This window comes from Candidatus Methylomirabilota bacterium, from assembly GCA_035936835.1.
In the GTDB taxonomy this organism is placed as follows: Bacteria; Methylomirabilota; Methylomirabilia; order Rokubacteriales; family CSP1-6; genus AR37.
In genome coordinates this window covers 1-2,219 of sequence record DASYVT010000072.1, presented here as the reverse complement: position 1 = coordinate 2,219, position 2,219 = coordinate 1, and the positions used below count along the sequence as shown (strand labels likewise).

Below are 2,219 nucleotides of genomic sequence, written 5' to 3'. Positions count from 1 at the left end.
AGCCCGCCGAGCGCCACGAACGCCACGAACGCCAGGTGTGCGACGAGCACCAGGTCCGCCATCCAGCGGTAGAGCATGTCAGGATCGGGGCACTAGGAACATGAGTGTTGCGCCTCGTAACTCCATCGGGCACGATGGTGGACCGGGCGTCAAGTCCCGTCAACCGCTGGCCAACGAGACACGGCCTCGTTCGTAAGGAATCCGCTCATGAGCCCTGTGGTCGAGCTGATCGCGGCGAGTAAGCGCTATGGGCAGGTCGAGGCCCTGCGGGGCGTCAGCTTGGCCATAGAGCCGGGCGAGATCGTGGCCATGCTCGGCCCGAACGGCGCGGGCAAGACCACCTCCATCAGCCTCATGCTGGGGCTGCGCCAGCCGACGGGAGGCCAGGTCCGGCTCTTCGGCCTGCCCCCGACGGATCGGCGCGCCCGGAGCCGCGCCGGCGTCATGCTGCAGGAGCCGGGCACCACCGGAGTCCTGACCGTGCGCGAGCTGGTCGCGCTCTTCGGCACCTACTACCCCTCTCCCCTGCCCGCCGACCAGGCCGTCGCCATGGCCGGCCTCACGGACAAGACGGACGCCCGCGTCGCCACGCTCTCGGGGGGCCAGCGCCAGCGCCTCTACTTCGCCCTGGCCATCTGCGGCAATCCCGAAATCCTCTTCCTTGACGAGCCCACCGTCGGGATGGACGTCGAAGCCCGCCGCGCCTTCGTCGCGAGCATCCAGGCCCTCGCGGCCGTCGGCAAGACGGTCGTGTTCACGACCCACTATCTCCGGGAAGCCGAAGAGCTCGCCCGTCGCATCGTCGTCGTCGACCACGGTCGGGTCATCGCCGACGCCACCCCGCGGGAGCTGATGTCCAAGGTCGCGGGGAAGCGCGTCAGCTTCGCGGTGGCGCGCCCGCTGCACGCCGACACCTTCGGCGGCCTCGCGGTCTCTGCACTAGAGGTTTCAGACAGCCGCGTGCGCTTCCTGACCAACGAGCCCGAAACGGTCTTGCGCGCGCTGTTCGAGCGCGGCATCGAAATCCAGGATCTCGAAGTCGCGGGCGCCGACCTCGAAGAAGCCTTCCTGAGCCTCACCCGCCGGCCGGAGCGCGCCTGATGGCCCCGCTCTTCCGGATGCTCCTCGCCCAGACGCTCGGCGAGCTACGCATCCGCTGGCGCACCCCGGCCTTCAGCCTGACGAACCTCGCGCTCCCTGTGCTCTTCTTCACCTTCTTCGGGCTGCCCTTCGCGCGCGACACCTTTCCGAACGGCGTGAGCGTGGGCGCCTATCTCCTCGCCTCGTTCGCCGCCTACGCGGTCGGCAGCGTGATGGTCTACGGCTTCGGGATCGGCGTGGCGACGGAGCGGGGCATGAAGGTCGATTTGCTGATGCGCGCGACCCCGCTGCCGCCGGCGATCGCCATTCTGGCAAAGGTGCTGAACGCGCTCGCGTTCTCCCTGCTGTCCGTCGTGGTCCTGATCATCTACGGCATCATCGTCGGTGGTGTCCGGCAGGACCTCACGGTCTGGATCAACGTCTCCGTGCGGCTCCTCGCGGGATCGCTGCCCTTCATCGCGCTGGGCTTCGCGATAGGCTACAGCTCAGGTCCCACCCTGGCGCCCGCGCTGGCGAACCTGATCTTCCTCCCGCTGTCGTTCGCCTCGGGCCTGTTCATGCCGCTCGACCGGCTCCCCGGCTTCGTCCAGCGGATCGCCCCGTACCTGCCGACCTACCACTACGGTCAGCTCGCGTGGAGCGCGGTCGGCGTCCCGTCCGAACCCCTCCTCACGAGCCTCGCCTGGCTCGCCGGCTACACCGCGCTCTTTATGGCGCTCACGATCCGGGCGTACCGGCGCGAGCAATCCCTCAAGTTCGCCTAAGGAGACTCGATGCTAACGAACGACGTGAAGCGGAAGCTCAAGGCGGGTAAGCCGGTGGTGGGCGTGTGGCTGGCGCTCGGAGACGCGATCGTCGCCGAGTCGCTGGCGGCGCAGGGCTGGGACTGGCTGACCGTGGACACGGAGCACAACCCGATCGATCTCTTGACCATGACCGGCATGTTCCAGGCCATCGGCCGCTATCCCGTGGCGCCGCTCGCGCGCATCCCCGAGGTGAGCGAGCTCGGCATCAAGCGCATCCTGGACGCGGGCGCCTGGGGCTTCGTCGCCCCCAACGTCAAGACCCGCGAGGAGGCGCAGATCGTCGCGGATTACGGCCAGTACCCGCCCAAGGGC

Annotated in this window: 3 protein-coding genes; all 3 read left to right on the top strand. The window is 68.6% G+C overall.

The genetic code is table 11. From position 1 onward, the window contains the following. Positions 1-207: 207 nt before the first annotated feature. A complete protein-coding gene (locus VGV06_06460) occupies positions 208-1,101 on the top strand; it encodes an ABC transporter ATP-binding protein (protein ID HEV2054801.1) in 894 nt (297 codons plus the stop codon). Then, positions 1,101-1,865, top strand: coding sequence for an ABC transporter permease (locus tag VGV06_06455; protein ID HEV2054800.1), 765 nt, complete (start codon positions 1,101-1,103; stop codon positions 1,863-1,865). Before VGV06_06460 ends, VGV06_06455 begins: the two co-directional genes overlap by 1 nt. 9 nt (positions 1,866-1,874) lie before the next feature. Further along, the coding region (locus VGV06_06450; protein ID HEV2054799.1) for an aldolase/citrate lyase family protein at positions 1,875-2,219 on the top strand (345 nt) is incomplete at its 3' end.